Below are 22,754 nucleotides of genomic sequence, written 5' to 3'. Positions count from 1 at the left end.
CGCATGCCGGGCGTACACCCGGTTGCTCGTGAAGTCGAGCCGGTAACCTCACCGGGATTCGTTTTCACGACGTCAAGCGCACGGCGGCGATCCACCAGATAACACTCTGCGGCGGCTTCGCTGTTCCTAGAAGGTGCCCCCCAGAAACTTTCTCGTGGGACGGAAGACGGGCGTTCAGGGGGTGGATGGACTCGTCCCAGCCGGGGAATACGGGTCTTCAGGAGTGAAGGCCGTGCGTCTCCACGGAGGAAGGCGGGGCCTGGCGGCGGGAGCACAACAGGTCCGTGCCTGCGGCAAGTCCCGTGCCTACCGCGTAGCAGACGAGATCGGACAGGAGGAAGCCCCGGCCCAGGACGAGGGCGGCCAGGCGGTGGGCCCGGAGCGCATCCAGCCAGGGAGTGTGGATGAGCTGGCTGAGCTCGACGAGCACGGAGATGCCCAGGGCCGCTGCCGCGGCGAGTCGCACGGGGAGGCGGGGGAGGGCGAAGACGAGGCACAGGTAGACCATGACGGTCCACAGCGTGTCGCCCGCGTAGTCGGTGACGAGGTGCGGCAGATGCACTCTTGCCGCCGCGGAGCGCGAGCCCAGGCCCAGCGCGACGACGAGCACCATCAGGGGCAGCAGCCACGCGCGAGAGCGAGGTCCGGGGCGCATTGCTGGCAGTCTACGCCACCGGCGCGTATCCGGGGACGGGGTGACACTTTGAGAGCGTACGGTACGAACGTGCTTGCCCTGTGAGTAGGGAGATGGGGTCATCGGACCCCTATGCGCCGTCCGCTCATCCTCGTGCTCGTGCTGGGGCTCGTTCTCGCGGCCCTTCCGGGTTGCCGCCGCAAGAAGGTGGAGTCCGTCGGGGGGAAGATACCGCTCGTCTTCAAGTACCAGCCACTGGGGGACCCAACGGCCTTTCGCGAGCTGCTCGCGGACTTCGAGCGGAAGAACCCGGATGTGGCCCTGACCACGGAGGCGCTGCCGAACTCCTCGGACGTGGCGCACCAGTTCTTCCTCACCTCGCTGGAGGGCGGGGCGGACGACTTCGACGTGCTGGTGGTGGACGTTGTCTGGGTGCCCGAGTTCGCGCGCGCCGGGTGGATCGCCGACATCTCCGTGGACTTCCCGCCCGAGACGTTGCGCAAGGACTTCCTGTCCGGCCCGGTCGAGGCGGTGGTGGTGGACGGCAAGACGTACGCGGTGCCCTGGTACGTGGACGTGGGGGTGCTCTTCTACCGCAAGGACCTGGTGCCCCGGGCGCCGCGCACCTACGCGGAGTTGCAGCAGTTCGCACGCGAAGCGAAGGAGAAGAACCCGCTGCTGCAGGGCTACGTGTGGCAGGGCCGGCAGTACGAGGGGCTCAACTGCAACGTCTTCGAGGCCATCTGGGGCCACGGGGGCCAGGTGCTGGACGCGCAGGGGCGGCTGACGCTGGACTCGGAGCAGGCGCGGGCGGGGCTTGCTTACCTGCGGGGACTCATCTCGAGCGGCATCTCCCCACCGGGCGTCACCTCCGCCGCCGAGGAGGAGGCGCGGCGCGTCTTCCAGTCCGGCCAGGCGGTCTTCATGCGCAACTGGCCGTATGCGTGGGAGGAGGCGCAGAAGCCGGACTCGCCCATTCGGGGCAAGGTGGGCATCACCACGCTGCCCACGGTGAGCGGTGAGCCCGGCTGGGGAACGCTGGGCGGGTGGCAGCTCGCGGTGAACGCGAACGTGTCCGAGGCGCGCAAGGGCGCGGCCCGGCGTCTCATCAAGCATCTCACCTCCGAGGAGGCCAACGTGATGATGGCGCTCGAGTACGGTCGCAACCCGCCGAGGCCGAAGGTGTACAAGGACCCGAGGTTGGTGGAGCAGGTGCCCTTCATCGCGAGCCTGCTGACCATGGTGGAGAACGCCCGGCCGAGGCCGGTGACGCCGTACTACAACCTGCTCTCGGACGTGCTGCAGAGCGAGTTCTCCGCGGCCGTCGCGGGCATCCGCTCGCCGGAGAAAGCGCTGAAGCAAGCGCAGCAGCAGGTGGACATCCTCACCGGGCAGGTCGAGCGATGAAGGCCTCGGAAGGCTCGATGAATGGCACGGTGAAGGCCACGGGCTCGCTGGGACGCGAGCGGCGGCAGGCGTACCTGTTGGTGGCCCCGGCGGTGGCGGTGCTGGTGGGGGTGGCGCTGTATCCCATCCTGGCCGCCATCTGGCTGAGCCTGCACCGGCTCATCCTCGTCTTCGGGGAGCGGCGGTGGCTGGGGCTGGAGAACTACGCCTTCATGCTGGGAGACGCGCGTTTCTGGAGCGCGCTGTGGAATACGGCGTACTTCACGCTGGTGGCGGTGTCGGTGGAGCTGCTGCTGGCGGTGCCGCTGGCCCTGCTGCTCAACACCGCCTTCCCGGGACGGGGCGTGCTCCGCGCCTCGGTGCTGGTGCCCTGGGCCATTCCCACCGTGGTGAGCGCGAAGCTGTGGGCGTGGCTCTTCAACCCGGACTACGGGCTCATCAACCGGCTGCTGCCGGGGCCAGACATCAACTGGCTGGGCGTACCGGGGTACGCGCTGCACGCGGCCATCCTGGTGGACGTGTGGAAGACGACGCCCTTCATGGCGCTGCTGGTGCTCGCGGGCGTGCAGGGCATCTCCGAGGACATCTACAAGGCGGCGCGCGTGGACGGTGCATCGCGCTGGCGCTCGTTCGTGTCGATTACGCTGCCGCTGCTCAAGCCCGCCATCCTGCTGGCCCTGCTGTTCCGCACGCTGGACGCCTTCCGCGTCTTCGACGCCATCTTCGTCCTGACGGAGGGCGGCCCCGCCAACACCACGGAGACGCTGAGCATCTACGCCTACAAGACGCTCATGCGCGCGGGTAACTTCGGGTATGGCTCGATGCTGTCGGTGATGACCTTCCTGTGCGTGGTGGGGTTGAGCCTCATCTACATCCGGTTGCTCGGGCGGGAGGGGCAGCGATGAAGCGGCCTGGACTGTGGTTGGCGACGGTGGCCTTCCTTACCTTCTTCCTCGGGCCGTTCTTCTGGCAGGTGCTGACGTCGCTGTGGCCGGACGGACAGCTCACCCAACCGCTGCCCAGCTCGCTCACCTTCAACAACTACGCGAGCGTGCTGTGGGGCCGTCCCTTCCTCCAGGTGATGTTGAACTCGCTGCTGGCGGCCTCGCTCACCACGGTCTTCTGCATGGCGGTGGGCGCGTCGGCGGCGTTCGCGCTGGCGAAGCTGGAGTTCCGCGGGCGCAACCTGCTGCTGGCCGCGGCGCTCGCCGTGTCCATGTTCCCGCCCATCGCCACGGTGAGCCCGCTCTACCTCATCCTGCGCGCGGTGGGCCTGCGCAACACGCTGGTGGGCCTAGTGCCGCCCTACGCCACCTTCGCGCTGCCACTCACGCTCTGGATTCTCACGTCCTTCTTCCGGCAACTCCCCGATGAGCTGTACCGGGCCGCGCGGGTGGACGGGTGCACACCGCTCGGCGCCTTCTGGCGGGTGCTGCTGCCCCTGGCCGCTCCAGGTCTGGCCACCACCGCCATCCTCGTCTTCATCTTCGCGTGGAACGAGTTCCTCTACGCGCTCACCTTCCTGTCCTCGCCGGAGAAGCGCACGGTGCCCGTGGCCATCAGTCTCTTCGCCAGCGAGCACAAGGAGCCATGGGGGGAGATCGCCGCAGCGTCCGTCATCGCCACGCTGCCCCTGGTGGTCATGACGGTCCTCTTCCAGCGGCGAATCGTCAGCGGGCTCACCGCGGGCGCAGTGAAGGAGTAGCTCGCCCCTCGGCTGCCTCCCTCACGCGCCGCATGCTGGGGACTCCTCACCCCGGAGGAAGGCAGCGAGCTCGGGCCACTCCCGGGCGAGGTACTCGTACCCCGAGGCCCGCGCGGGCCTCCGCGGCATGACGCACCCTGGCTTGAGCGGCACCTGTTGCCCTCCCAGACGGCTGCGCGCGAAGGCGTGGATGACCGCCACCGCCCCCTCGTCCATTCTGGGCACGTCCTCCCGTGCGGTGCGCTGGATGCGCTTCACCGCCTCCAGGTGCTTCCCCTCGCGGCAGAGCATCACGGCCTGTGCCAGGAGCGCATGGTCCGTCTTGTCGAACATGGGGCGCTGGATACGCTCCACCCACTTGCTGGCGTCGTCCTGTTCTCCGTAGAGCGCCAGGATGGTCGCCATCAGAGCCGGGGCCTGCGTGTTGCGGATGGTGGCCGTCCCCTTTCCCCAGGCATAGGTGGTCGCCTCGCACAAGGAGAGGGCGCGCTCGTAGTCTCCCTTGCGGAGCCACGCGAGGGTAAGTCCGTGCAGGCTCCTGGCCCGCTGGTCGTCGCTGCCGCCGTACCTCGCCACCTGCAGGGCGCGGATGGCCTCTTCGGGCCTGTCTGTCAGGAGCAGCTCCCAGCCCCGCCGCGCCAGTTGCTTCACCTGCCAGTGCCTCCATTGGTCGAGGGCCATGCCCACGCAGAAGAGCCCCGCGAGTGCGATGGAGCCGGGGACGCGGGTCACTCCGAGGTCCATCTCCGGCCAGGCGGAGACCGGTTGTGCGGCGAGCAGCGCAGCGAGGCCTCCGAATCCGGTGAACATCATCACGGCCGACAGGAGCCTCATCCCTCCAAGCCAGGTCTTGAGGGTGAGGTCATTCGAGAACGGAGCACGAGGGACAGGTGTGGTGAGCGTCGTCATGCCCGGCCCCCTGTGCAAGGCCAGGCCCGGGCAGGCCCCGAGTCACTTCCGGTACTTGAGCGCTCCTCTCGTCCATGCGCGGGATGCCCCGTCCGGACGGGACGACGGCGGGACGCTCCTGGCTCGCGGACGCCCGAGTCCTACGGAGGGCCCTCCGGGCGCGCGCGGTGCGAACTGGTCCGACCATCGGACCAGTTGAGCGAGCTCGCGCCCGACACCCGCTCCCCTGACAGGCTCGTTGCTGGACCAACGAGCAACCCATGAGTGCGGTCGCGGGTGGGGCCTGGTTGGGGAGGGGGCGGATCCGTTTGAATGCGGACGCCTGCGGCCCGTCTGAGTGGGCAGATGCAGCAAGGATACACACCAGAAGGATGACTCCCATGAAGGCCCTCTTCGCCGCCCTGACGCTCCTGACCGCCGTTGCCGCTTCCGCCCAGACAGCCCCGACCATCGCCCCGCCTCCGGGCCAGGCCACTGGCATCGCCCCTCCCGCCTCGTCCACCGAGTTCCGGGGCGGCGATGACAACGAGTTCCGCCGCGGCCGCCGCGGCACGATGGTGGTGGTCGAGCGCGAGGACATGGAGCGGCGCCTCGCCGACCTGGAGAAGTTGCTGGGAGAGGCCTTCAACAGGCGCGGCAACGTCAGCAAGTCCAAGCTCCGCGAGGCCTACGATGAGCTGAACGACCTCCGCGAGCTGGTCTCCGAGGCCCCCGAGATGCGTGGTGGCCACGGCCATGGCGGCAACCACAACCCCACGCCCATCCCGCCCCCGGCCCCGGCCTATCAGCCCATCGCCGATGGCAAGCTGCAGAAGCTCATGAGCTCCATGTCCCGCGAGCCCTTCGCCGAGGACAAGATGCACGTCCTGGAGGAGGTCGTCGGCAGCCACTACTTCCTCGTCGGCCAGGTGCAGCAGGTGCTCAACCAGTTCCAGTTCTCCCAGGATCGGCTCAATGCGGTGCGGATGCTGTGGTCCCGGGTGCTCGACCGGCAGAACAGCTTCGAGCTCTACAACTCCTTCCAGTTCTCCCAGGACAAGGCTGAGCTGAAGCGCATCCTCGCCAACTGACGTCAGGTGGCAGGGTCCTCCCAGGGGCCAGGCTCGCGGGGCACGACAGCCCCAGCGGGTCTGGCCCTTTGTGTTTGAATGGCCCCGATGCGCCCACGCACCCGCAGAGCGACGCTCCTGGCCCTCCTCGGAGGGCTGCTGCTCGTGGCGCTGTTCGCCGTCCCGCATTACCTGCGCGGCCTGTCCCTGGTGGCCCGCGCCGCTGGCATGCACGACGGTCTGGCCGGGCGCCTCTCTCGCTGGGACACCGGCCCCGTCACCGAGGAGGAGGTGCGGATTCCCACCCGCCATGGCCCCATGCGGGCCCGCCTCTTCCGGCCCGAGCGCCCCCGCGGCCGCACGGTGCTCCTCACCACCGGCGTGCACGGTGATGGCATCGACGAGCCCCGGTTGGTGAAGCTCGCGAGGGACCTCTCCGCCGGGGGACTCACCGTTCTCACTCCCGAGCTGCCCGACCTGCTGCGCTATCAGATCACCCCGCGTGAGCCGGACATGCTCGAGGACGCCGCTCTCTGGGCCTCCGCTCAGCCGGAGCTCGCGCCCGATGGGCGGGTGGGTCTCATGGGCATCAGCTTCTCCGGCGGGCTCTCCCTCGTCGCCGCTGGACGGCCTTCGCTCGCCGGCAAGGTCGCCTTTACGTTCTCCCTTGGAGGACATGGCGACCTTTCGCGTGTGCTCGCCTTCCTTTGTACGGGCATCGAGCCCGGTGGCCAGCACCGCAAGCCCCATGACTATGGTGTGGCGGTCATCCTGCTCAACGTGGCCGCGCAGGTGGTTCCCCCCGAGCAGGTGGAGACGCTGCGCGCGGGCATCCTCACCTTCCTGCGTGCCTCGCACCTCGCTTTGAGGGACTTGCGCAAGGCCGAGGAGACCTTCGCCGAGGCTCGGCGGATGCAGTCGGAGATGCCCGAGCCCGCCGCCACCCTCATGAAGTACGTGAACGAGCGGGATGTTGCCGCGCTCGGGCCGCTGCTGCTGCCGCACGCGAAGGTCTTCGCCAGTGATCCGTCGCTCTCGCCCGAGCTCTCACCGGCCCCGTCCTCGCCTGTTTTCTTGCTGCATGGCACGGATGACTCCGTCATCCCCGCCATCGAGTCCGTGCTCCTCGCGCGCTGGCTGGAGCCCCGGACCCAGGTGCGGCTGTTGCTCTCTCCCCTCATCTCGCATGCCGAGTTCGATCGAAAGAAGGAGCTGGACGATGTCTGGTGGCTCGTCTCCTTCTGGGCGCAGTTGCTCGATGAGTAGCGAGGGCCCGTGGAGGTCCCCTCTCCCTTTGGGAGAGGGTTAGGGTGAGGGTGTACACGCTGCGGACTACCCTCACCCCCCGCCCTCTCCCAGAGGGAGAGGGAGCATGCGTTACGAACTCAGGCCCAGTAGCTCGCGAATCTGCGCGAGCATTTCCTCCTCGGAGAAGTGCACCTCGGAGTCACTCGCGATGAGCGTGCGCACCGTTGCGAGCACCTCGTCCGCTCGCTGGCGCAGCAGTCCCAGGTTCGGTGCCGGCAGGGGCTCGCCCGTCTCCAGGCACCGCTCCAGTCGCTGTAGCTCCGGCAGCGGGACCTTCCACCGCTGTGCCGCGCCGATCAGCGCTTGCGCCTCGCTCGACTTGAGCTCGTCGTCACTCCAGGCCACGTGCAGCAACAGCTTGAGCAGCTCGATGTAGAAGCGGTCGTCGGTCGGTGTCGTCATCCGGGTGTCGTCTCCACCCCGAGCGTCGCCCGTTCCCGCATCCTCGTCCACGGACAAGACGCTCGGCCCGATGCTGGGCGAGCAGGGGAGCGGCGTCCCTCTATGCGCCCTGCCAGGTGAAGCGGAAGGGCGTGCCGCACTCGCCCCTCCGGCATCGGAAGAGGTAGCCCCGGCCGTTGTCCCCGAAGGCCAACCCGAAGGGCATCGCCGCGAGCTGCGCCACGAAGCGCATGGGCTCGCCGCAGCACTCCGGCGTGGCATCCCCGTTCACCCAGCCGGCCACTCCGCCCACCTTGCTTTCCGGTGCCTCCTCCAGCGCCCGGTCCAGCGCGGCGAGCTGCTCGTCCGTGGCCTCGTTCACGTCCACCGAGAGCGCCTCGGTGTCCTCTTCGGCCAGGGCGAGGCCCAGGTTCCACTCCGCGTAGGGCACACCCGTGGGCCGCGTCCCCTCCAGCGAGGCCGCGCCCGACTCCACCGCCACCACCGCGTTGGCCCCCGCGTGCGGGTCCCATCGCTCACAGGCAGTGTCCGGGTTTTCGCACTGGAAGACGTACACCGCGGCGTACGGCGCCAGGTCCAACCTCCCGGGCACGTGCGGAAGCTGGAAGAGGAAGCGCATGGGCTCGCCGCATGCGGCACATACCGGCCAGCGCAGCACGCCTACGGGCTCCGGCACGCCGCCCACCTTCGCGAGCGGCACACCCGAGCCTGTTTCCGAGCGCCCGGACGAGATACCGGGCACCAGTGCCCACAGCGGGGAGAGGTCGGCCATCACCTGCGCAGCCTAATCCTTTCAGGGCAGTACCCATGGGGAAGAACGCTTCCCTCTCCCCTCGGGAGAGGGGAAATGGTCGCAGTGGTTTAGCAGGGGCGTACCTTCGCGGACCTGCCTCGAGGGGATTAGAAGTCCGAGATGCGCTGCGCCAGCGAGGCGTCGTCCACGAAGGGGTTGCGGTTGCCCTGGTACTTCTCGATGGCGCTGTTGCGCGTCAGCTCCGCCGCGTCCACCTTGTCCTGCACGTTCCACTTCTTCAGCACCGCCTCCTCGGCCGCCGGAATCTGCTTGCCGTACGTCGTGGAGAAGTAGAAGAGCGCCCGCGCCACGTTGCCCTTGTGCTCGGGCGGCGGCTCGAACACCGTGCGCCCCTCGGCGTCCGTGCCCAGCTTCGCCCCGCTCGGGCTGCTCCACTTCACCTTCTGCACCTCGCCGAACGGATAGCTGCTGCGCTGGCTGTTGGCCTTGCTGTCCGTGGGGAAGAGGTGGTGCAAGTCACTCTTCGCCGCCCCCGTCGCGCCCTTCGACTGCGGCCAGGTGTGCTCCGTGTTCATGTCGGAGCTGTTGGGAATCTTGTTCGTCTTCAGCTCGCGGCCCGTGTACACGCACTTCACCTTGCCCTCGTGGTTGTCCAGGGCGGTGAAGATGATCTTGCGGGCCTGGTTGTAGCCGAGGTCCTTGTGCTTCGCCGTCGCGTCATGCAGCGCCTGGATGAGCGCCTTGTCCGACAGCCCCTCGAAGCGCGGCGGCTGGCCCGAGGGCTCGAAGACGTCCCTCCCTCCCACCGGGCGCGGCGTCGGGCTCGCGGCACGGCGGGCCTCGGCGGGGGCTGCCGGGGTGGTCTGGGTGGCCGGCAGGGGGCGGACGGTGGCGGCGTTCGAGCGGACGAGCATGGGTCGGTCCCAGCAAAAGGGCCTACATCGGCCCAGGTACGCTCCTATTGTCGTCAATGTACGCCAGGAGTTGCGTGCGGGGGGGGGATGGGCTGCTAACCTCGGGCGCATGCCCTCCTTTGATCGCCCTGAGACCCCCCCTGGAGCCGAGGACGTGAGCGTGACCCGGCCCTACGCGCACGTCACGGGGGCCTCGGAAGTGACGGCCGTCCGGCGCTTCCTCCTCACCGTGGTGGAGGGTCCCGGAATGGGGACCGTCTGGGACTCCGTGTCCGATGCGTGCTCCATTGGCTCGCACCCCAGCAACGACTTCAACCTCGACGACCCCACGGTGTCGCGCTTCCACTGTGAAATCCGCGTGGGCCCCAAGGGCGCGCGGGTGAAGGACCTCGACAGCACCAACGGCGTCATCCTCGACGGGGTGCAGGTGGCCGAGGGGTACCTGCGCGGCGGCAGTCTGTTGCGCCTGGGCCGCGCGGTGGTGCGCTTCGATTACAGCTCCGACAGCAACCGGCTGCCCGTGTCCGAGCGCACGCGCTTCGGCTCGCTGGTGGGCACCTCGGTGCCGATGCGCATGTGCTTCGCCCTGCTGGAGCGCGCGGCCGCCCGAGACGTGACGGTGCTGCTGGAGGGCGAGACGGGCACCGGCAAGAGTCAGGCGGCCCAGGCCATCCACCAGGAGAGCGCCCGCCGCGACAAGCCCTTCCTCACCGTGGATTGCGGCGCCATCCCCGCGGAACTGCTGGAGAGCGAGCTGTTCGGCCACGAGAAGGGTGCCTTCACCGGTGCGGCCGCCCGGCGCATCGGCGCCTTCGAGGAGGCCCACGGTGGCACTGTCTTCCTCGATGAGATTGGCGAGCTGCCCGCGGAGCTCCAGCCCAAGCTGCTGCGCGTGCTGGAGGCGCGGGAGTTCCGCCGCGTGGGCACCAACGCCTATGTGCCGGTGGACGTGCGCATCATCGCCGCCACCAACCGGGACCTGCGCGCCGAGGTGAACGCGGGCCGGTTCCGCTCGGACCTCTTCTTCCGGCTGGCCGTGCTGCGCATCCCCCTGCCGCCGGTGCGCCAGCGGCCCGAGGATTTGCAGTTCCTCGTGGAGCAGATTCTGGAGTCACTGGGCGCGGATCCGGAGCGAACGAAGGCGCTGCGTGCGCCCGGCTTCATCTCGCGGCTGGAGCAGGCCGCGTGGCCGGGCAACGTGCGCGAGCTGCGCAACTATCTGGAGCGGTGCCTCGTGTTCGAGGACACCCTGGCGCTGTCGGACATGGCGCCGCCGGGCAGCCGCTTCGAGGTGGACCCCAAGGTGCCCTACGCCGAGGCGAGGCGGCTCGCCCTGGACGACTTCGAGCGGCGCTACCTGCGCGCACTGCTGGAGCTGCACCAGGGCAAGGTGTCCCAGGCCGCCAGCGGCGCGGACATGGACCGCGTGTACCTCTACCGCCTGCTGCGGCGGCACGGCATCAAGTGAGCCCCCGCCCGAGCCGCTCAGTCCGGCGGCTCCAGGTAGTGGCCGTCGACGTCCGTGATGGTGTCCAGCGCGTGCCCCGCGCACTCCTTCTCGCGCGCCCGGGCGAGGTCTCCCCAGGTGGGGGCGGCCTCCGTCCCCCGTGCTTCTCCCCCGGCCTGCGACCTTAGGACCTCGAGCGAGCTCGCCTCGTCGGGGGTCGGTCCTATCAGGGCCTTGCGGGCGCTCGTCTCTCTCGTCGAGCCAACCAGCGCCCCCGTGGCGTCCCAACCTGCCTCCAGGTCGTCCCATTCGTTGTCCGGGTCCGTCATGGCCGTGCTCCTCTCCGCCTGCTCAACCCTTGTAGGCTGCGCACGTCCGGAAGGGCTCACAGGACGCCGATGGCGGCTGGCCACGGGCACGGAGGGAGGGGCAGCGCTGGCCCGCTTCCTTGCTCTGCTGAAGGGCTCGACTGGGGGACTCAGGCTTCGTTTCGGGTGACGTGGCGCAGGCCCTCGCGGCCTGGGAGCACTTCCACTTGGAAGGTGTCCTCCAGCCCCTCCAGCGCCGTCTCCGTCACCACCACTCCCCGGCCTGGGTGGTCTCCCGTCCAGGCCGATAGCCGCAGCAGCCGGCCCCCCCCCAGGGCCGGTCTGCCGCTCGCGTCCGGGCGCAGCGTTGCCGTGTCTACGTGCAGCGTGGGCGACAGCGACACTCTCGCCGTCCCCTCTCCCCGGGCGGGCTCCTCCGCCAGCGCGAGTGCCAGTTCCAGCACCCGCCGCCTTGCCTCCCGCTCGGCGTCTGCCTCGTCCGGCAGCGCCGTCACCCCCAGCAGGAAGCTGCTCCCTTCCACCATCACCCTGAGCCCCACCGCGTCCGCCCGCTCGCGGACGTGCTCCATCAGCGCGTCCACCGCGTCCAGCGTGGCGTCGTCCACCAACACCCCCATCCTCGCCTCCACGTACAACCCCAGCGCCCGTACCTGCGTCGCGCGGCCTTGCTTCTCCCCCCGCACCGCGCGCCGCAAGTCCTCCAGTACCGCGTCCACATCCGGGTACCGGTCCTCCCTCTTCTTCTCCAGGCAGCGTCCCACCACCGCGTCCAGCGCCGCGGGCACCGGGGCCCGCTCACTCGCCCTCGGCACTGGTGCGTGCAGGTGCTGCTCCTCCAGCTCTATCTGCGTCGTCCCCTGGAAGGGCGGCTGGCCCGTGACGAGCTGGTACAGCAGCACCCCCAGCCCGTACAGGTCCGTCCGTGCGTCTGGAGTCTCCCCCCGAATCTGCTCCGGTGCCATGGACAGCGGCGTGCCCAGCACCATCCCCGTGCTCGTCATCATCGCCGAGCCCGGCTCCTCCGGCGCCAGCAGCTTCGCCACCCCGAAGTCCACCAGCTTCACCCTCGGCCCCGCCTCCCCGGCCAGCACCACCACGTTCTGCGCCTTCAAATCCCGGTGCACCACTCCCGCCCCGTGCGCCGCCCTCAGCGCCGAGCCCACCTGCTCCAGCAACTCCAGCGCCTCCCGCGCGGAGAAGGGTCCTCGCGCCGCCAGCTCCGCCGCCAGGTCCCTGCCCTCCAGCCACTCCATGGCGATGAAGGGCCGGCCGTCCGCCAGCGTCCCGTGCTCCAGCACGTCGACAATGTGCCGGTGCCGCAGCCGCTTCAGCGTCTCCGCCTCCTGCTGGAAACGGCGCAGCGCACTGCGCGCGGCGGCGAACTGCGGGTGCATCACCTTCAGGGCCGCCGGCGTTCCGCTCCGGGCGTCCTTCGCACGGTAGAGCGTCGAGACACTCCCCCGGTACCGCGTGCCCTCGACGACGTAGCCGCCCACCTGCGCCCCGGGCGACAGCTCCTCGCCATACAGCGACCAGGCCCGGGTCTCGGAATTCCGGGGCCCGCCGGGGGCATCGTTCTGACGGTCCGTCATGCCTCGGGCGCTCCCCTACTTCTTGGAGGTGCTGCTGCCACGCCAGACGCAGGAATCGGCCGGGGCTCCCGGCATCAGCCCACACGGCTCGTTCAGGAACACGGTGATGGGCTCATTCCACAGCGTTCCGCTCGGATCGTAGCACTCCTCGAAGTCTCCATCCCCCCACACCACCGCCCCGTCATCCTTCTTGCACTTCGAGGCCAGGGGGTTCGAGTAGTTGAAGCAGTCGCCCACCGGCTTGGCCGCGCAGTTGGCCCCAGAGCCCGGCAGTGCACAGACGCGGTGCGAGGCATACGCCGCCTCGTTGGTCCACTCCGGCGCCTGGCAGGAGAACATCTTCTTGTACACCGAGCCCTGGATGATCTGGTCTTTGCCCACGAGGTGGCCGGTGTCATCGACGAACACCTTCGTCGCCAGCGCCGTGGAGTCGAAGATGTTGCCGTAGTAGGCGCCCTCGCGAACCCGGTACACCGCCTTCTCCGAGAGCCGGTAGCTGGTGGCTGCGGACGTGCTCGTCTCCACCGCCACGTTGACAGCCCCCGTCAGCGAGCTGTCGTAGGGCGCGCTCATCACGTTGAAGAAGCCCGAGCCGCAGGTAAACGTCACCGCGGCATTCGTGGTGGCGCACGTCCCCTGGCTCTGGCCGAGGTTGCGATCGCTGCCCTGATCACAGCCGATGATGCCGTCACATACGCGCAGCATCATGCGCGCGCCGCTCGACGAGCCCAGCGCCGAGCCCGTGGTGCACTGGTCCGGCGCCTTGCCTCCCGTCCCCAGCCGCACCGTCTGCCCCGGCGTGCACCGGCCGATGAAGTCCGCCGTCCAGCCGCAGTCTCGGCTCACCCCAAGCTGCGTCGAGGTACAGGTCTCGTAGCTCGGCACCCGGGCGTTCCCGAGGTCCGGGTCGTACTCCACCGGTCGCGTCTCGGTCTCCAGCGAGAAGAGCGTGGGCTGCAGTGGATCCTCCCCTCGCATGGACAGCTCTACCCGGCGGCCCAGGGCGTTGTTTCGCGCCAGCAGACATGACGACACCCGCCGCTTGCACACGTCGGTGGGCGCGCCGAGCTCCCACTGGGGGCACAGGCCCGCCTTGCCCTCCCAGGTGCGCACCGTCGACGTGAGCGGATCCTTCCAGGCGACGGTATTGCCCGCGGGCAGCGCGCAGCTCACCAGGTAGGACATGAAGCGCTGCGCGTCCACGTCCCGAAGCTGGAGCCGGAGGTAGGTGTTGCCCGTGACGGGGTGGAACAGCGGCGCCAGTCCCCCGGCGGCCACCAGGTCGTTCGCCCAGGGGTTGGTGGAGATGGCGTTGAGCACCAGCGCCTGAGTGGTGAGCGAGTTGGCCACCCGCAGCCCCCCCTCCACCGTGCCGGTCGACGTGTCGAGCCCCTCATCCGACGTGTCGGGCTGGCAACCCGGGGCACCGAGCAGCAGCACCCCTAGTGCGAGGGCGTGGAACCGGAAGTGCTGGAAACCACAGGTGTTCGTGAGGCGCTGGGATTTCATGCTCGTCCTCGTGTGCATGGTGCGGGCCAGGGAGAGGGTGGATCATCCATCGTCGGAGGTTGGAAGGTGGCCGGAGACCCTGTTGCTTCCGGGGCTACGGGCTCCGGGCCTCCGGTGTGGACTCCCAGGCAACGCGCAGCCCCTCCAGGCGCGAGCGCCAGAGAGGAGAGGCCGCCGCGGTGCTCTCGGCCTGGGCGAGCCACTCGCGGGCCTCGTCGCGACACCCGGCCCGGAGCGCGGAGAGGGTGGCCTGGTAGAGCACCTCCGTCAGCTCATCGCCCGAGGTGTTCGGCTGGGACTCCTCGGCGAGCACCTTCCAGGCCCCGGCGTCCCGGGTGCTGGACTCCGCCTCGCGCACCCGCAGCTCCACCAGCCGCCACAGGGCCAGGGTGTTGGGCGGGGTGTGCTCGGGCCGGCAGTGGGTGGAGAGCCAGTCCAGCAGCCGGCGTGCCTCCGGTATGTCCTCGAGGGCCGCGCACACCCGCGCCAGCAGCACCGCGTCCACCGCCACCGGGTGCTCGCCGAAGAAGCGCACTCCCAACTCATGCGCGCGCCGCGCCAGCCCCAGCGCTTCCCGCGAGCGCCCCATCCAGTGCAGGCACTCGGCGAGCTGGCCCACCGACCAGCGCTCCACCTGCGCGTGGCCCAGCTCTCGCGCTACGGCGATGGCCTCGCGCAAGTCGCGCTCGTTGCCCTCCAGGTCTCCGCGCAGGCGCCAGAGGAAGGTGCGGTTGATGAGGGTGGCGGCCAGGTGCAGCGCGTCCCCCTCCTTGCGGCATAGGGCCAGTCCCTCGTCGAAGGCGCGCGCCGAGGCGTCCACCTCCCCGGCCAGCGCCAGCCCCGTGCCCTGCATCATCAGAGCGATGACGCGCGTCTCCGTGTCCCGTGCGAGCGTGGCCGACTCCACCGTGGCGGTGAGCAGCCGGGTCGCGCGTGCCCAGTCTCCCTGGCGCCACGCCTGCCGCGCCCGGGCCAGCGAGCAGCGTACGGACAAGCGCGGGTCGTCGAGCGACTCGGCCTTCTCTAGTGCTTCCTGGGTGCGCGCCGCCGTGCCCTCCGCGTCCTCCAGCCAGTCCAGGACGGTGGCCTCCTCCAACAGCAGGTCCACCTCCAGCGCGGTGTTACCCAGGGCTCCGGCCAGCGCTCGCGCCGCACTCAGGTCCACCAGCGCCTCGCGGAAGCGGTGCGTGCGGTAGCGCACCCGGCCTCGCCCCGCCAGCACCCGTGCGCGCCGGGCCGTGTCTCCCTCGGGGAGCTGTGCCAGGGCGTGAGTGTAGTTCTGCTCGGCCTCCACGTGGCGGTGGGCCTGCCGCGCGGCTTCGCCCAGGGAGAACCAGGCGGCGAAGGACTCCTCGTGCGCCCCACAGGCCGCGGCATGGCGCGCCCGTCGTCGCTGCTCCGCCTCTCCCTGTCCCGAGAGTCCTCGTAGTGCCGCCGCGTGCAGCGCTCGGCGCCACGGGGTGGGCAGGGCGCGCTCGAGGGCCTCACGAAGCTGGGGCTGGCGGAAGGTGTAGCGCTCCGGGCCCGTCGCCCTCAGCAGTCCCGCCCGCTCCAGCCGGGCGAGCCCCGCGCCCGCGTCCAGCCCGGCCACGCGCGCCGTGTCCTCCTTTATATCGAGGTGCCGCTGCGCGGCGTCCACCTGGGCCACCGTCAGCTCCTGGCCCAGCACCGCGCACAGCTGCGCCAGGCCCTGGTGCGCCGCGGGCAGTACGGAGAGGGCGCGCCCGGCGAGCCGCTCGAAGAGGGGAGTCACCGAGACGTGCAGCAGCTCGTCCGCGGCCACGTACCACTCTCCGCCCGGCGTGGCGCGCAGGGCCCCCGAGGTGCGCAGCGCTCCGGCCACCTCCACCAGGGAGAGCGGCACGCCCTGGGTGAGTTGCTCCAGGCGGGCGAGCACGGGCTCGGGGATGAACTCGGCGGGGCGCAGCAGGTGCAGCAGCAGCGCGCGGCTGGCCTCGGGCGCGAGCGGCGGCAGCACGTACTGGGCGGGGAGGCCGGCGCGCTCGCCAAGGAGGGGACGCAGGCCGAGCAGCTCGGGCCGTCCGGCGACGCACACCCAGAGGGGCACTTCGGGCGTGGCGAGCGTGGCCACCTCGAGGGCATCCAGGGTGGTGGGGTCCGCCTGGTGCGCATCGTCCAGGAGGAGCGCCAGCGGCTGCCGGGAGGCGAGGCGGCGCAGGGTGTCGGCCACGGCGCGGGCGAGCGCGTGGCGGCGGGCTCCGGAGGGAGCGGAGGGAATGGGCGTGTCCGGGTTGCAGCGGGCCCACAGCGCGTGGAGCAGGGCGTCGGCGCCGGCCGCGTCGGGGTGGGGCGCGGCGAGGCGAATCACCCGGGCCCGTCTCTCCGCCTCCAGCCGCGTGGCGAGGGAGTCGAGCAGGCGCGTCTTGCCGTGGCCGGGCTCGCCGGTGAGGACGGAGAGGCCGGGGCCATGGCCGGAGAAGGAGCGGGCCGCGTCGGTGAGGAGCGTGTCGAGCAGCGCGTCGCGGCCCAGGAGGGGCGGGGGCTCGGCGGCGGTGGGTGCGCGGGTGATGGAGGAGTCGCCGGTGAGGAGCAGGGCTCCCGCGGGGCCGGGGGTTGTCGCGCCCTCGCCGAGACGGGCCGCGGCCTCGGGCGTGGCCAGCAGGGCGGTGTCTGCACCGGGGCTCTCGGAGGGCCACCAGGACTCGGGCTGTTCGAGGGCCGAGCCCGCCATGCGCGTGAGGGTGGCTCCGGGGCGCACGCGCAGCTCCGCGAGGTGGAGGATGGCGATGGTGCCGGGTTCGGCGGGGAGCTGACGGGCGGCGCGGGCAGCGGCGCGGAGTCCGGCCTCGGCCGAGGGGTGCTCGGGGAAGGCGATGAGGTAGAGGCCCGGGTGGACGCGAGCGAGCAAGCCGCCCTCGGGGGCCACGGACGCGGTGAGCTGCTCCACGTCCAGCGCACCGCGCACCCCGAGGAGGGCCACCTGGCGCACACCGCGGGGACGTGCGGGGGCGAGGGCCTCTTCGGCGGCAGCGGGCGCAGCGGGGCTGGAGCGGCAGGCGGCGTCGAAGGCGGCGAGGAGCTCGGCGGCGGAGCCGAAGCGCGCGGCCCGGTCCTTGGCGAGGCAGCGCAGGAGGACGTCGTCGAGGGCCGGCGGCACGGGAGCGCGCTCGGAGGCGCGAGGGGGGCGGAGGTTGACGTGGCCGTGCAGCACCTCGTCCGGCCCGCCGATGAAGGGAGGCGCTCCGGTGAGCAGCTCGAAGAGGAGAACGCCGAGCGCGTAGAGGTCGGTGCGCGCGTCCACGTCACGGGATTCGAGGCACTGCTCGGGGGCCATGTAGACGGCGGTGCCGAGCCGTTGGCCGGTGCGCGTGATGCTGACGGACTCCTCGGGCTCGCCGGGGTCGGAGGCGTCGAGGAACCGCGCGAGGCCGAAGTCGAGGAGGCTGAGCGCGCCGCCCTCGCGGAGGAAGACGTTCTCCGGCTTGAGGTCGCGGTGGACGAGCCCGGCGCCGTGGACGCGCTCCAAGGCTCCGCACAGGCCGGCGAGCAGATCGCGCACGTGCGAGAGGGGCGCGGCACCGGAGCCGGGGAGCGCGGCCATCCAGGCGGCGAGCGACTGGCCGCGCAGGCGTTCGAGGGCGAGGAAGGAGCGGCCCTCAGCGGAGCCGGCGAGGAGGAGCTCGGGGACGGTGGGAGGGCCGATGCGGCGGAGGGCGGCGGCCTCGCGGGCGAAACGAGCGGAGAAGGGGCCCAGCGCCACCTTCAGTGCGACCTCCTGGCCGTCCTCCTCGCGCCGGGCGGAGAAGACGCGGGAGAAGCCCCCGGCGCCAATGAGGGCCTGGAGTTGGAAGCCGGGCACCTGCGGGAGAGGCAGTGGCTCGGCCTCGGGCGACGGCCGAGGCCGCTCCGCGTGCAGAGGACAGGCGGCGCCGGGGACGAGGCGGCGGTGACAGACCGGGCAGCGCATGGGAGGGCGGCGGGGGGACGCCGTACCGGAAGGTTAGCAGACGCGGAGCCCCCCCGCTGGACCGCATCAATCCAGGAAGCGGCGCCACCAGCGGCGGAGCTCCTCCTCCACGGAGGGGCTCTTGCGAGCCAAGAATCCCTAGGGGAAGGGCTCCAGATGGGGCTCCAGCACCCGGGCGAGCTCACGGTAGGCGGGAAGCGTCTGGCCCTGCTCCAGGTCTCCCGCCTCGGGTGCCTCGCCCAACGTCACGACGGCGCGCCCACCCTCCAGCTCCTGCACGGTGGTGGTGGGCGAATGGAGCCGGGCGCGTAGGCCCGTAGCGCCATCCAGCTCGGAGAGCACGGGCGGCCCGAGGACGTTCATCCAGTGGATGCCATCCACCCGAGTGCCCATGCCGTCGAAGTGGGAGGCCTCGCGGACATCGAAGCCTGGGTGGCGGAATATCTCGGTGCGCAGGCGGTCAAGCTGGGCGTAGATGGGCCGCCAGAGGTCGAGGGCGAGCCCGGCATGCCCGGTGGCGAAGGGCAGGCGGGAAGCCATGGCCATCGCCAACTCCCTCACGTGCTGGGCGCCGTTCTCCTCGAGGTATTCGGTTGGCAGAGTGGCGGAGAGGACGCTCACACTCTGGGGAGGCGGCTCTCGCCAGGGAAGTCGAGCGTGGTAGCTGAAGGCGTAGCCATTTCCCTGCTCGCCGAAGAGGGTGAAGTATGGATCAGCGCCGTCCTTGTGGGCGAAGCGAGCATCGTCGGGCTCGTAGTCCTCGAAGAACCGGGGCTCTTTCGGCCCCAGGGTCTCTCGGATGCGGTCCCAGCCCATCTCCGTCAGCTTGAAAGGCTCCCACCAGCAACAGGTGTACTCGGAGAGAGCGCCAGGGTGCCCTTCGATGGCACGAAGGTAGCTATCGAGAGCGTGGGTCACCCCGGCGATGAGGTGTTGGTGATCGTGGGGAAGGAAGAAGATGATGCGGACCACGTCCCTCGCGAGGACCCGCTCGTACACGTGTTCTCGTACCTTCTTGACGAGCTCCCCGTCGACTTTCTCGAAGCCGTACGACTCGTTGCGAACGGTGCCTTGGATTCGGATGCGTGGGTTGCTGGTGGGCATGGGGTCTACTGCCGGCTGACTTCGAGGGCTGTGACGATGCCGGTCGCGTACCAGACACCATCCTGCGAATAGAAGACCCCGAGACGCCTCAGCGCCGATAGGCTGCAGGGTGGACCTCAGTCAGGAGCGCTCGGCGTGGCAACGGTCTCTCTGGAAGGCGTACGCAAGGTGTACCGGGGCGGAGTGGTGGCGGCGAAGGACGTGACGCTGGAGATTGGTGATGGCGAGTTCGTCTCGCTGGTGGGCCCGTCCGGGTGCGGCAAGTCGACGACGCTCAACCTCATCGCCGGCCTGGAGGAGATCTCCGGTGGGGTGCTGCGCATCGACGGCGTGGCGGTCAACGACATGTCTCCGCGCGAGCGAGACATCGCCATGGTGTTCCAGAGCTACGCGCTGTACCCGCACATGGACGTACGGGGGAACATGGCCTTCCCGCTGAAGGTGGCGGGAGTGGACAAGGCGACCATTGATCAGCGCGTGGTGGAAACAGCGGAGCTGCTCGGGCTGGAGAAGCTGCTGACGCGGCGGCCCAAGGAGCTCAGTGGTGGTCAGCGTCAGCGCGTGGCACTGGGCCGAGCGCTGGTGCGGCGGCCCAAGGTATTCCTGTTCGACGAGCCGCTGTCGAACCTGGACGCGGCGCTGCGCACGCAGATGCGCGGCGAAATCAAGAAGCTGCACGAGCGGCTGAAGGCGACGTTCATCTACGTCACGCATGACCAGGCCGAGGCGATGACGCTTTCGGACCGGGTGGTGGTGATGAGCCAGGGCGAGGTGCAGCAGGTGGCACCGCCGCGCGAGCTGTACGAGTCCCCGGCGAACCTCTTCGTGGCGGGGTTCTTCGGCTCGCCGCGCATCAACCTGGTGAAGCCGGAGACGCTAGGGCTGCGCGAGGAGGGCGTGACGCTGGGGCTGCGGCCCGAGCACCTCGAAGTAGGCACTGGCGCGGCGCCCGAGGGGGCCCTGCGCGGCCAGGTGTACCTGGTGGAGCTGATGGGCTCGGAGAGCTGGGTGACGGTGGACGTGGGCGGCGAGCGCCTCATCGCGAGGGCCGCGCAGGACTTCGCGGCCCATACGGGAGAGCCGGTGTGGCTGCGCTACGACGCGCGGCGGCTGCACCGGTTCGACACGGCGAGCGGGCGCAGGCGGTGACGGCTACGCCCGTGCCCCGATACGCAGCACGTCACGCTCGGAGCTGGAGGTGAAGGTCCGCAGCAGCAGGATGAAACACGCGCTGCACACCAGCACCGCCGCCGCGATCCAGGGCCAGGAGTGCTCGAGGCTCCACACCGTGAAGTACGCCAGGTTCCTCCGAGCGGGCAGTCTACGCGATTCCGCGCCGCTCGGAGGAGAAGGGGGGCCAGGCTAGAAGCGCACGCGGGCGGTCAGGTTGGCCGAGCGCCCCTCACCGGGAACCGCCTGTCCGGCGTAGTACTGCTCGTAGAAGAGCTCGTCGCTGATGTTGTTCAGGTTGAGCTGGAGGTCGACCCGGTTGAACAGCTGGTAGCTGGCGAAGGCATCGAAGCGCCAGAAGTTGGGCACCTTGACGTACGCCGCGGTCGCCGAGGCCGGGTTGTTCGCCGTCGTCACGTCCTGGTACACGGCGCCGGCGCCAATCGTGAGGTGCTCCAGCGGGGCGACGGTCGTCCACAGCGACAGGCTGCGAGGCGGGGTGCTCGGCAGCGGCTGGCCCACCAGATACTCGTTGGTGTGCTTGACGATCTCCGACTGCAGCTGGGTGTAGTTGGCAATCACCCGCCACTTGCTCGTGATGGCGCCCGTCACGCCCACGCTAAAGCCCTGCACGCGCTGCGCGCCGTCGAGAATCGTCGGAGGCCCCTCGGGGTCGGTGTTCGGCACGCGCGCGTTCGTCTTGTCCACGCGGAAGACCGCCGCGTTCAGGCCCAGCCGATCCTCGAACAGGTCGGCCTTGGCGCCGAACTCGATGGTGGCGTTGCGCTCCGGCTCCAGGTTCACCGTACCGGTGGTGAGCGTGCCGATCTCGGCCGACGGGTTGGCGGACGTGCCATACGTCGCGTAGATGCTCGTCTTCTCCAGCGGGTGCGCGATCAGACCCACGCGCCAGTTGAAGATGTTGTCCTGGCGCTCCAGCTCGGTGCGCGTGCGCGTGGCATCCTCGGCGACGTAGTTCGTGTCGAAGACGTCGAAGCGCACGGAGCCGAGCACATCGACGTAGCGGGTAATCGAAATCTGATCCGCCGCGTAGACCCCCACCGTCCACTGGCGGCTCTGGTTGGCGCTGGCGAAGACGGGGTTGACCGCCGAGAGGTCGGGCTCGGGATTCGGCTCGAACAGATCCGCGGTGATGTTGGGCCCGGTGGGCAGCCCCACCGCGTTCAGGTTGTTGCGGTTCTGCTCGCGCGTCTCATAGGACAGCTCGAGCCCCGCGTTCGCGGTGTGCTTCAGGAAGCCCGTCTGCAGCTCGCCGCGCACGTTGAGCTGGTTGGCGAGGTAGACGTTGTCCGTGTTGATCTCGAAGCGCTGCCGGCCGATCGTCGTCGGGCTGCCGGTGGTGGGCGTGAGGCCGCGGGGCGCCGTGGGCAGGGCGTAGCGGTCCACCCCGCCGAAGCGCAGCGAGTTGGTGAGCTGGAAGTTGTCAGCGAACCGGTGCTGGAGCTGCGCGGTACCGACGTGGGCATTCACCCGCTCGGTGTCCAGGCCCTTCACGCCATAGAAGGTCGAGCGCGAGACGCCCATGCTCGTCGAGACCGGGTACCCGTTGAAGTACGGCTGGCCGTAGTCCGGGGTGCTGTCCTCGCGCTGGTAGAGGTAGTCGAGCTCGAGCGCGGTGCTCTCGCCCAGCGAGATGCGCGCCGAGGGGGCAATACCCGCGCGGTTCTCCGTGACGTGGTCACGGCCCGCCACGCCGGAGAGCTGTCCCAGCGCGTTGAGGCGCACCTGGATGCGATCATTGATCGCCTCGTTGATGTCGGCCTCGACGCGGCCGGTGGGAGCGGTGCCGCCCGACAGGCTCACGTTGCGGAAGGAGCGCCGGCCCGGCTTCTTCGTCACGAGGTTGAGCGCGCCACCCGTCGAGCCACGGCCGAAGAGCACGGCGGACGGACCGAAGAAGACCTCGACGCCCTGGAGGTTGAAGGTGTCGCGGGTGAACCAGCCCAGGTCGCGCACGCCGTCACGGAACGTGTCCGTCTGCGCCGAGAAACCACGGAGGTTGAAGGAGTCACCCTGGCGGCCACCCTCGCCCGCGGCGACCGTGATGCCGGACACGTTGCGCAGCGCATCGCGCACCGACGTCGCCTGCTGCTCCTGGATGACCTCGCGGGAGACCACGGTGACACTCTGCGGCGTGTTCACCAGCGGTGCCGGCAGCCGCGTGAGGTTGCTCTCCGGGGCGTGGTAGCTCTCCGCCTCCGCCGCCTCCTGCACCTGGACGGTGGGCAGCACGAACGTGTCCTGGGCACCCTCGGGCTTCGTCTGCTGGGCCGGAGCCGGCTGCTCCGTGCGCGGCGCATCCGCGGCAGGCGTCGTCTCCTGAGCGAGCGCTCCGCCCGCGGCCAGGGCCGACGCGAGGCCTACCGCGGCCTGTCCCAGCGGCCACAGCGCACCACGCACGCCTCCGGAAGTGCCCTTCGACGAGCGGATGCCCGTCTTGTTGTTCTTGGTAGACATTCGTTTCCTCAATCCTTCTGGAGTTGCGTGGTGGCCCGACCGGCGGGGGTTCAGCTCGGCTCTGACCTGAAATCGAGAAACATCCTCATGTTCATGGTTTTGCCGAAGGTCAACA

19 protein-coding genes are annotated in these 22,754 nt (G+C 70.0%); 7 read left to right on the top strand and 12 right to left on the bottom strand.

The genetic code is table 11. The features are described 5' to 3' along the window. Positions 1 to 217: 217 nt before the first annotated feature. Positions 218 to 655, bottom strand: coding sequence for a ribosomal maturation YjgA family protein (locus OV287_RS51635; protein ID WP_267541487.1), 438 nt, complete (start codon positions 653 to 655; stop codon positions 218 to 220). Positions 656 to 766: 111 nt separating this feature from the next. On the opposite strand from OV287_RS51635, the gene OV287_RS51630 reads away from it, so the two are divergent. The 3 genes from OV287_RS51630 to OV287_RS51620 are packed head-to-tail and all read left to right on the top strand — an operon-like array spanning position 767 to position 3,746. Beyond that, positions 767 to 2,041 carry an ABC transporter substrate-binding protein gene (locus OV287_RS51630; protein WP_267541486.1) on the top strand — a complete coding sequence of 425 codons (1,275 nt, stop codon included), beginning with the start codon at positions 767 to 769 and terminating at the stop codon, positions 2,039 to 2,041. 29 nt (positions 2,042 to 2,070) lie between these two features. Further along, a complete protein-coding gene (locus OV287_RS51625) occupies positions 2,071 to 2,946 on the top strand; it encodes a carbohydrate ABC transporter permease (RefSeq protein WP_308809852.1) in 876 nt (291 codons plus the stop codon). After that, the gene (locus tag OV287_RS51620; RefSeq protein ID WP_267541484.1) at positions 2,943 to 3,746 is read left to right on the top strand and encodes a carbohydrate ABC transporter permease; all 804 of its coding nucleotides are present in this window, start codon (positions 2,943 to 2,945) and stop codon (positions 3,744 to 3,746) included. The genes OV287_RS51625 and OV287_RS51620 overlap by 4 nt, the downstream gene beginning before the upstream one ends. 21 nt (positions 3,747 to 3,767) lie before the next feature. On the opposite strand, the gene OV287_RS51615 is transcribed toward OV287_RS51620, so the two are convergent. After that, positions 3,768 to 4,655: a tetratricopeptide repeat protein gene (locus tag OV287_RS51615; RefSeq protein WP_267541483.1), complete on the bottom strand. Its 888-nt coding sequence runs from the start codon at positions 4,653 to 4,655 to the stop codon at positions 3,768 to 3,770. 380 nt (positions 4,656 to 5,035) lie between these two features. Between OV287_RS51615 and OV287_RS51610 the strand changes: the two genes are divergently transcribed. Then, the gene (locus tag OV287_RS51610; RefSeq protein ID WP_267541482.1) at positions 5,036 to 5,725 is read left to right on the top strand and encodes a proline and serine-rich protein 1 family protein; all 690 of its coding nucleotides are present in this window, start codon (positions 5,036 to 5,038) and stop codon (positions 5,723 to 5,725) included. 87 nt (positions 5,726 to 5,812) lie between these two features. Beyond that, positions 5,813 to 6,970 (top strand): dienelactone hydrolase family protein, encoded by a 1,158-nt coding sequence (locus tag OV287_RS51605; RefSeq protein ID WP_267541481.1) that lies wholly within the window; start codon positions 5,813 to 5,815, stop codon positions 6,968 to 6,970. Between the two features lie 111 nt (positions 6,971 to 7,081). On the opposite strand, the gene OV287_RS51600 is transcribed toward OV287_RS51605, so the two are convergent. The 3 genes from OV287_RS51600 to OV287_RS51590 all read right to left on the bottom strand — a co-directional run bounded on the left by OV287_RS51600 (position 7,082) and on the right by OV287_RS51590 (position 9,082). Further along, positions 7,082 to 7,414 carry a tellurite resistance TerB family protein gene (locus tag OV287_RS51600; protein WP_267541480.1) on the bottom strand — a complete coding sequence of 111 codons (333 nt, stop codon included), beginning with the start codon at positions 7,412 to 7,414 and terminating at the stop codon, positions 7,082 to 7,084. Between the two features lie 100 nt (positions 7,415 to 7,514). Next, positions 7,515 to 8,186: a hypothetical protein gene (locus OV287_RS51595; RefSeq protein ID WP_267541479.1), complete on the bottom strand. Its 672-nt coding sequence runs from the start codon at positions 8,184 to 8,186 to the stop codon at positions 7,515 to 7,517. 128 nt (positions 8,187 to 8,314) lie between these two features. Then, positions 8,315 to 9,082: an endonuclease I family protein gene (locus OV287_RS51590; protein ID WP_267541478.1), complete on the bottom strand. Its 768-nt coding sequence runs from the start codon at positions 9,080 to 9,082 to the stop codon at positions 8,315 to 8,317. Positions 9,083 to 9,191: 109 nt separating this feature from the next. Here OV287_RS51590 and OV287_RS51585 point away from each other — a divergent pair, with 109 nt between their 5' ends. Then, positions 9,192 to 10,550 (top strand): sigma 54-interacting transcriptional regulator, encoded by a 1,359-nt coding sequence (locus tag OV287_RS51585; protein WP_267541477.1) that lies wholly within the window; start codon positions 9,192 to 9,194, stop codon positions 10,548 to 10,550. A 17-nt stretch (positions 10,551 to 10,567) separates the two neighbouring features. On the opposite strand, the gene OV287_RS51580 is transcribed toward OV287_RS51585, so the two are convergent. From OV287_RS51580 to OV287_RS51560, 5 genes are all read right to left on the bottom strand, one after another. Further along, entirely contained in the window at positions 10,568 to 10,858 is a 291-nt protein-coding gene (locus OV287_RS51580; RefSeq protein WP_267541476.1) for a hypothetical protein, read from the bottom strand. 149 nt (positions 10,859 to 11,007) lie between these two features. Continuing rightward, positions 11,008 to 12,450 carry a serine/threonine-protein kinase gene (locus OV287_RS51575; protein WP_267541475.1) on the bottom strand — a complete coding sequence of 481 codons (1,443 nt, stop codon included), beginning with the start codon at positions 12,448 to 12,450 and terminating at the stop codon, positions 11,008 to 11,010. A gap of 15 nt (positions 12,451 to 12,465) precedes the next feature. Next, on the bottom strand, positions 12,466 to 13,959 hold the full coding sequence (locus OV287_RS51570) for a CBM20 domain-containing protein (RefSeq protein WP_267541474.1): 1,494 nt from the start codon (positions 13,957 to 13,959) through the stop codon (positions 12,466 to 12,468). Positions 13,960 to 14,053: 94 nt separating this feature from the next. Continuing rightward, entirely contained in the window at positions 14,054 to 17,887 is a 3,834-nt protein-coding gene (locus OV287_RS51565) for a serine/threonine-protein kinase (protein ID WP_267541473.1), read from the bottom strand. Between the two features lie 138 nt (positions 17,888 to 18,025). Then, entirely contained in the window at positions 18,026 to 18,991 is a 966-nt protein-coding gene (locus OV287_RS51560) for a type VI immunity family protein (RefSeq protein ID WP_267541472.1), read from the bottom strand. A 135-nt stretch (positions 18,992 to 19,126) separates the two neighbouring features. On the opposite strand from OV287_RS51560, the gene OV287_RS51555 reads away from it, so the two are divergent. After that, a complete protein-coding gene (locus OV287_RS51555; RefSeq protein ID WP_267541471.1) occupies positions 19,127 to 20,140 on the top strand; it encodes an ABC transporter ATP-binding protein in 1,014 nt (337 codons plus the stop codon). A 3-nt stretch (positions 20,141 to 20,143) separates the two neighbouring features. On the opposite strand, the gene OV287_RS51550 is transcribed toward OV287_RS51555, so the two are convergent. Next, complete coding sequence (locus OV287_RS51550) at positions 20,144 to 20,278, bottom strand: hypothetical protein (RefSeq protein WP_267541470.1); 135 nt, start codon at positions 20,276 to 20,278, stop codon at positions 20,144 to 20,146. A 75-nt stretch (positions 20,279 to 20,353) separates the two neighbouring features. Continuing rightward, entirely contained in the window at positions 20,354 to 22,639 is a 2,286-nt protein-coding gene (locus OV287_RS51545) for a TonB-dependent receptor (protein WP_267541469.1), read from the bottom strand. Between the last annotated feature and the right edge of the window lie 115 nt (positions 22,640 to 22,754).

Source organism: Archangium lansingense (assembly GCF_026626635.1).
Taxonomy (GTDB): Bacteria; Myxococcota; Myxococcia; order Myxococcales; family Myxococcaceae; genus Archangium; species Archangium lansingense.
Note: the sequence above shows the minus strand (reverse complement) of the source record. Positions and strands in the feature narration are given on the sequence as shown.